The sequence below is a fragment of the Burkholderia sp. HI2714 genome, assembly GCF_002223085.1.
In the GTDB taxonomy this organism is placed as follows: domain Bacteria; phylum Pseudomonadota; class Gammaproteobacteria; order Burkholderiales; family Burkholderiaceae; genus Burkholderia; species Burkholderia lata_D.
In genome coordinates, this window is sequence record NZ_NKFM01000037.1 from 304,729 (window position 1) to 311,596 (window position 6,868).

Annotated in this window: 7 protein-coding genes; 6 read left to right on the forward strand and 1 reads right to left on the reverse strand. The window is 66.6% G+C overall.

Annotated features, from left to right (window positions below; genetic code table 11):
• The first annotated feature begins 112 nt into the window (after positions 1–112).
• The 5 genes from CFB82_RS21860 to CFB82_RS21880 all read left to right on the forward strand — a co-directional run bounded on the left by CFB82_RS21860 (position 113) and on the right by CFB82_RS21880 (position 6,289).
• Positions 113–1,819 (forward strand): AMP-binding protein, encoded by a 1,707-nt coding sequence (locus CFB82_RS21860; RefSeq protein WP_089485242.1) that lies wholly within the window; start codon positions 113–115, stop codon positions 1,817–1,819.
• 110 nt (positions 1,820–1,929) lie between these two features.
• On the forward strand, positions 1,930–3,444 hold the full coding sequence (locus tag CFB82_RS21865) for a CoA-acylating methylmalonate-semialdehyde dehydrogenase (RefSeq protein ID WP_089485243.1): 1,515 nt from the start codon (positions 1,930–1,932) through the stop codon (positions 3,442–3,444).
• 18 nt (positions 3,445–3,462) lie between these two features.
• Entirely contained in the window at positions 3,463–4,365 is a 903-nt protein-coding gene (mmsB, locus tag CFB82_RS21870) for a 3-hydroxyisobutyrate dehydrogenase (protein WP_089475353.1), read from the forward strand.
• Positions 4,362–5,153: an enoyl-CoA hydratase gene (locus CFB82_RS21875; protein WP_089485244.1), complete on the forward strand. Its 792-nt coding sequence runs from the start codon at positions 4,362–4,364 to the stop codon at positions 5,151–5,153. The genes mmsB and CFB82_RS21875 overlap by 4 nt, the downstream gene beginning before the upstream one ends.
• The gene (locus CFB82_RS21880) at positions 5,150–6,289 is read left to right on the forward strand and encodes an enoyl-CoA hydratase/isomerase family protein (RefSeq protein WP_089485245.1); all 1,140 of its coding nucleotides are present in this window, start codon (positions 5,150–5,152) and stop codon (positions 6,287–6,289) included. The genes CFB82_RS21875 and CFB82_RS21880 overlap by 4 nt, the downstream gene beginning before the upstream one ends.
• Before the next feature lie 127 nt (positions 6,290–6,416).
• Here CFB82_RS21880 and CFB82_RS42355 read toward each other — a convergent pair whose 3' ends face one another.
• A complete protein-coding gene (locus tag CFB82_RS42355) occupies positions 6,417–6,620 on the reverse strand; it encodes a hypothetical protein (protein ID WP_143750950.1) in 204 nt (67 codons plus the stop codon).
• A 14-nt stretch (positions 6,621–6,634) separates the two neighbouring features.
• On the opposite strand from CFB82_RS42355, the gene CFB82_RS42360 reads away from it, so the two are divergent.
• Positions 6,635–6,868 (forward strand): hypothetical protein (locus tag CFB82_RS42360; protein ID WP_218829058.1); only part of this gene is annotated, 234 nt, incomplete at its 3' end.

Genomic DNA, 6,868 nt, shown 5'->3' on the forward strand with positions numbered 1-6,868 from the left:
CGCATGCCCGGTTGACCGTGAGGCATGGAGACTTGCCAGGGCATGGGATCCACGTAAGCGATAAAGCGCTCACGCGGGTCGACCGCACGAGGCACGGAGACTGGAGGAAACGATGACGGTACAGGCATTCCTGGACGCACGCGACTTTCTGCTGCGCCATCGCACCGACTACGACACCGCGTACCGCGAGTTCGAGTGGCCGGTGCTCGACGCATTCAACTGGGCGCTCGACTACTTCGACCCGATGGCGCGCGGCAACGACCAGCCCGCGCTGTGGATCGTCGATGCGGCGACCGGCACGGGCGATCCGTATTCGTTCGCGCAGATGTCCGAGCGCTCGTCGCGGATCGCGAACTGGCTGCGTTCGATCGGCGTCGTGCGCGGCGACCGGATCCTGCTGATGCTGCCGAACCGTGTCGAGCTGTGGGACGCGATGCTCGCCGCGATGAAGCTCGGCGCGATCGTGCTGCCTGCCACCACGCAACTGTCGCCCGACGACGTGCGCGACCGCGTGCAGATCGGCGGCGCGAAATACGCGATCGTCGACGAGAACGAAGCCGCCAAATTCGAACAGCCGGATCTCGGCCTCGCGCAGAAGATCGTCGCCGGCGCGCCGCGCGCGGGCTGGCTCGCGATGAACGAAGGCTATGCGGCGAGCGCGGCATTCAACCCCGACGCCGTCACGCAGTCGAACGAAGCGATGCTGCTGTACTTCACGTCGGGCACGACGTCGAAGCCGAAGCTCGTCGAGCATACGCACCGCACCTATCCGGTCGGCCATCTGTCGACGATGTACTGGGTCGGCCTGCAGCCGGGCGACATCCACTGGAACATCAGCTCGCCGGGCTGGGCGAAGCACGCGTGGAGCTGCTTCTTCGCGCCGTGGAACGCGCAGGCGTGCGTGTTCGCTTTCAACTACGCGCGTTTCGAGCCGAAGGTCGTGCTCGATGCGCTCGTCAAATACCAGGTGACGACGCTGTGCGCGCCGCCGACCGTGTGGCGCATGCTCGTGCAGCAGCCGCTCGCGTCGTTCGACGTGAAGCTGCGCGAGATCGTCGGCGCGGGCGAGCCGCTGAATCCCGAGATCATCGAGCGCGTGAAGAAAGCGTGGGGCATCGCGATCCGCGACGGCTATGGCCAGACCGAAACGACCTGCCTGATCGGCAACTCGCCGGGCCAGCCGGTCGTCGCGGGCTCGATGGGCCGGCCGCTGCCCGGCTACCGGATCGAATTGCTCGATCCGGACGGCGCGTCCGTGACCGAAGGCGAGGTTGCACTGCCGATCGGCGCGGGCGTCACGCGCCCGGTCGGGCTGATGAAAGGCTATGCGAACAACCCCGACGCGACGGCCTACGCGATGCGCGACGGCCACTACCGCACGTCGGACATCGCGATGCGCCGCGACGACGGTTACTACGTGTACATCGGCCGCGCGGACGACGTGTTCAAGTCGTCAGACTACCGGCTGAGCCCGTTCGAACTTGAAAGCGTGCTGATCGAGCATCCGGCGATCGCCGAGGCGGCCGTCGTGCCGAGCCCCGACCCCGTGCGGCTGTCGGTGCCGAAGACCTTCATCACGCTGCGGCAGGGCTACGAGGAAAGCCCCGAACTCGCGCTGGACATCTTCCGCTTCTCGCGCGAAAAGCTCGCGCCGTACAAGCGCATTCGCCGCCTGCAGTTCGCGGAGCTGCCGAAGACGATCTCGGGGAAGATCCGCCGCGTCGAATTGCGCCGCCGCGAGATCGAGCGTGGCGCCGATGCAAGTGAACGGATGCCCGGCGAATACTGGGAAGAGGATTTCGCCGCCGAACTGAAGTGACGTGACCGCGGGCCGCGCGCGCCGCATGTCGCGGCCGCCGCCCGCAGCCGAATTGAACCGGCCGCGCGGCGCTATCGCGCTTCGCGGCCCTCTGTCAGGAGAAAGGATCGATGAACGCGAATTCGAAAGACGTGCCGACGGTCAAGCTGCTGATCGACGGCGCCTTCGTCGAGTCCGCCACGAACGAGTGGCGCGACATCGTCAACCCGGCGACGCAGCAGGTGCTCGCGCGCGTGCCGTTCGCGACCGTCGCGGAAGTCGACGCGGCCGTGCAGGCCGCGCACACCGCCTTCGCGACGTGGAAGAACACGCCGATCGCCGCGCGCATGCGCATCATGCTGAAGTTCCAGGATCTCGTGCGCACGAACCAGCAGCGCATCGCGAAGACGCTGACGGCCGAGCAGGGCAAGACGATTCCCGATGCCGAAGGCGACATCTTCCGCGGCCTCGAAGTGGTCGAGCACGCGTGCTCGATCGGTTCGCTGCAGCTCGGCGAGTTCGCGGAGAACGTCGCGGGCGGGGTGGATACCTACACGCTGCGCCAGCCGCTCGGTGTGTGCGCGGGCATCACGCCGTTCAACTTCCCCGCGATGATTCCGCTATGGATGTTCCCGATGGCGATCGTCTGCGGCAACACGTTCGTGCTGAAGCCGTCGGAGCAGGATCCGCTGTCGACGATGGAACTCGTCGAGCTCGCGGTCGAGGCCGGCGTACCGAAAGGAGTACTGAACGTCGTGCACGGCGGCAAGGAAGTCGTCGACGCGATCTGCACGCATCCGCTCGTGAAGGCGATCTCGTTCGTCGGTTCGACGGCGGTCGGCACGCACGTGTACAACCTCGGCAGCGCGCACGGCAAGCGCGTGCAGTCGATGATGGGCGCGAAGAATCACGCCGTCGTGCTGCCCGATGCGAACCGCGAGCAGACGATCAACGCACTCGTCGGTGCGGGCTTCGGCGCGGCCGGCCAGCGCTGCATGGCGACCTCGGTCGCGGTGCTCGTCGGCAACGCGCGCGACTGGCTGCCGGACATCGTCGAGAAGGCGAAGGCGCTGAAGGTCAATGCGGGCGCGGAAGCCGGCACGGACGTCGGGCCGGTCGTGTCGAAGGCCGCGAAGGAACGCATCCTGTCGCTGATCGACGCGGGCGTGAAGGAGGGCGCGAAGCTCGAACTCGACGGCCGTGACGTGAAGGTGACCGGCTACGAGCAGGGCAATTTCGTCGGCCCGACGATCTTCTCGGGCGTGAAGACGAACATGTCGGTCTACACGCATGAAATCTTCGGCCCCGTGCTGGTCGTGATGGAAGCCGACACGCTCGACGACGCGATCGCGCTCGTCAACGCGAACCCGTTCGGCAACGGCGTGGGGCTGTTCACGCAGAGCGGCGCGGCCGCACGCAAGTTCCAGAGCGAAATCGACATCGGCCAGGTCGGCATCAACATCCCGATCCCGGTGCCCGTGCCGTTCTTCAGCTTCACCGGTTCGCGCGGCTCGAAGCTCGGCGATCTCGGCCCGTACGGCAAGCAGGTCGTGCAGTTCTATACGCAGACGAAGACGGTCACCGCGCGCTGGTTCGACGACGACACGACGGCCGGCCCGGTGAACACGACGATCCGGCTGCATTGAGCGGCGGAGGACACGAACATGAAAATCGGTTTTATCGGACTCGGCCACATGGGCGCGCCGATGGCGCTGAACCTGCTGAAAGCAGGCCATGAAGTACATGCGTTCGACCTGAGCGCCGACGCATTGCGCGCGCTGCAGGATGCCGGTGCGCAGGTGGCTGCTTCGCCGCGCGATGCGGCCTCGGGCGCGACGTTCGTCATCACGATGCTGCCGGCCGCCCCGCACGTGCGCTCGGTGTTGTCCGGCGAGAACGGCGTGCTCGCCGGCCTCGGCGCGGGCGCGACCGTGATCGATTCGAGCACGATCGACCCGGCGAGCGCGCAGGCGTTCGGCGCGCTCGTGCGCGAGCACGGCGGCGCGTTCGTCGATGCGCCGGTGTCGGGCGGCACCGGCGGCGCGGCGGCCGGCACGCTGACCTTCATGGTCGGCGGCAGCGACGCGGATTTCGAGCGCGTGAAGCCGGTGCTCGCGGGCATGGGCAAGAACATCGTCCACTGCGGCGCGACGGGGATGGGGCAGGTCGCGAAAGTCTGCAACAACCTCGTGCTCGGCATCTCGATGGCGGCCGTGTCGGAGGCGATGTCGCTCGGCGTCGCGCTCGGCATCGACCCGAAGGTGCTGGCCGGCATCGTCAATACGTCGACGGGCCGCTGCTGGAGTTCGGATACCTACAACCCGTATCCGGGCGTGATCGAGACCGCGCCGTCGTCGCGCGGCTACTCGGGCGGCTTCGGCACCGACCTGATGCTGAAGGATCTCGGCCTCGCGAACGACGCCGCGAAGCAGGCCCGCCAGCCCGTCTATCTGGGCGCGCTCGCGCAGCAGCTGTACCAGACGATGAGCAGCCGTGGCGACGGCCAGCTCGATTTCTCGGCGGTGATCCGCCTGTACCAACCGGCAACGAAGAAGGACGCCTCATGATCGAACTCGACTACGTCGACGACGGCGCGATCGCGTGCGCGACGCTCAAGCGTCCGCCCGCGAACGCCTTTACCGCCGACGGGCTGCGGCAACTGCAGGAAACCGTCGCCGAACTGAATGCGAACCCGCGCGTGCGCGCGCTGGTGATCACCGGCGACGGCCCGAAGTTCTTCAGCGCGGGTGCCGACCTCAACACGTTCGCCGAAGGCGACCGCGCGGTCGCGCGTGCGATGGCGTCGCGCTTCGGCGCGGCGTTCGAGGCGCTGCACGATGCGCGCGTCGTGACGATCGCGGCGATCAACGGCTACGCGATGGGCGGCGGTCTTGAATGCGCGCTCGCGTGCGACCTGCGGATCGCGGAGACGCATGCGCAGATGGCGCTGCCCGAGCCGTCGGTCGGCCTGCTGCCGTGCGGGCTCGGCACGCAGACGCTGCCCTGGCTCGTCGGCGAAGGCTGGGCGAAGAAGATCATCCTGACGGGCGCGCGTGTCGATGCGGCCACCGCGCTGCGGATCGGCCTCGTCGAGGACGTCGTGGCGTCGGGCGCGTCGCGCGATGCGGCGCTGGCGCTCGCGCGCAACGTTACGCGGCAGAGCCCGCACGCGGTTGCGTACAGCAAGGAGCTGATCGGCCTCGCGCGCCGCGGCGTGCCGCGCAGCGCGGCGCTCGCGGTCGAGCGCGAACGCTTCGTCGACCTGTTCGACACGAACGATCCGCGCGAAGGCGTGGCTGCGTTCCTCGGCAAGCGCGCGCCGCAGTGGCACAACGAGGGAGAGCCGCAACGATGAGCACGCCGGTGACGAATCACGACGCTTTCGTGGAGCACGCACCCGAGGTGCTGTTCCGCGTGGTGAACCGCGTGGCACTGATCACGCTGAACCGGTCGGCGGCGCTCAATGCGCTGTCGTACGCGATGATCGGCGAACTGGCCGCGCTCCTCGAGCGCTGCCGTAACGACGACCAGATCGTCGCGGTCGTGCTGCGCGGCGCCGGCGAGAAGGGTTTCTGCGCGGGCGGCGACGTGCGTGCGCTGTACAGGATGGTCGCGCAGCGCGAAACCTGGCTGCCGTTCTTCGTCGACGAATACCGGCTCGACTACGCAATCCATACGTTCCCGAAGCCGGTGGTCGCGCTGATGGACGGCGTGACGATGGGCGGCGGCATGGGCCTCGCGCAGGGCGCGGCGCTGCGCGTCGCGACCGAGCGCAGCAAGATCGCGATGCCGGAGACGCGCATCGGCCTCGTGCCCGACGTCGGCGCGACGCATTTCCTGTCGCGCATGCCGGCCGAGCTCGAGCTGTACGTCGGGCTGACCGGCGCGATGCTGTCGGGCGCCGACGCGCTGACCGCAAAGCTCGCGGATCTGTGCGTGCCGTCCGCGTGGCTCGACACGTTCGAGACGCGCATCGAAAGCGTCAAGTGGGAAGGCGATGCGCTGCCGTTGCTGCGCAAGGTGTTCGAGCCGCCGTGCAACGTCGTGCCGCACGCGGCGCTCGACAGCCAGATGCCGTGGATCGTGCGTCACTTCGACAAGCGCTCGACCGTCGAGCGGATCGTCGCGACGCTGACGCAGGATCTCGCACGCGAGGAGCTGTCGCGCGAGCACCGTCAATGGCTGCAGGCGACGCTCGATGCGCTCATCGGCCATTCGCCGACGATGCTGTGCGTGACGCGCGAGGCGCTGCTGCGCGGCCGCCAGATGACGCTGGCCGAATCGTTCCGGATGGAGCTCGGCATCGTCGCGCGGGCGATCGAGGAAGGCGACTTCTGCGAAGGCGTGCGTGCGCATCTCGTCGACAAGGATCGCAAGCCTCGCTGGGCGCCCGCGTCGCTCGTCGAACTGCGCGCCGAACGCGTGCGGCATTTCCTTACGTCACCGTGGAAGCTGTTTGCGCATCCGCTGGCGGCGCTGGGCGCGGATTGAACCACCGGCGCGGGGCCGGCAACCTGCAAGGCGGCGCAGGCTTCGGCATGCGCCGTTTTTTTTTTGAGGTCGGCGCGCATCCAGTGCCGTGCATGCGGTAACGCGCGCTACCATCCGCTGCGTGAAATCACAACTGCCCGGAATAGATGAAAATATCAATAATAATTTCCGGATTTTGAGGTGGTGGGGGAGGGTTTCTGCTTGTCACGAAATCGATAAATCCATTAATATCGTCAAGCAAAGTTTGATTGGTAGTTGGATGATTTAAAGTCTTCGGGCATAAAGTGCGAATGAAACCGCCGTTATTCGATAAAAATCCCGAAGCAAGCATGATAAGCCTTCGACATGAAATGTCTCTACAATCGTGGTTCGAACTGGACGGGACGAGCAACGAAGCTGATGGCATTGAAAGCGCTGGAACTGACGCAGGAAGAACGTACAAAGCTTGAAGCGATGGCGAGAAGCCGTCGTGATTGGCGAATACGAGACCGGTCGCGGACGATTCTGATGTTCAGCGACGGCGTGCGAGCGAAAGAGATCGCCAGACGACAGGAACTGACGTTGGAGGCGGTGTATGAG

Coding starts and splice junctions, on each gene's coding strand:
- CFB82_RS21860 (WP_089485242.1), top strand. CDS start 113: ATGACGGTACAGGCATTCCTGGACGCACGCGACTTTCTGCTGCGCCAT.
- CFB82_RS21865 (WP_089485243.1), top strand. CDS start 1,930: ATGAACGCGAATTCGAAAGACGTGCCGACGGTCAAGCTGCTGATCGAC.
- mmsB (WP_089475353.1), top strand. CDS start 3,463: ATGAAAATCGGTTTTATCGGACTCGGCCACATGGGCGCGCCGATGGCG.
- CFB82_RS21875 (WP_089485244.1), top strand. CDS start 4,362: ATGATCGAACTCGACTACGTCGACGACGGCGCGATCGCGTGCGCGACG.
- CFB82_RS21880 (WP_089485245.1), top strand. CDS start 5,150: ATGAGCACGCCGGTGACGAATCACGACGCTTTCGTGGAGCACGCACCC.
- CFB82_RS42355 (WP_143750950.1), bottom strand. CDS start 6,620: ATGCTTGCTTCGGGATTTTTATCGAATAACGGCGGTTTCATTCGCACT.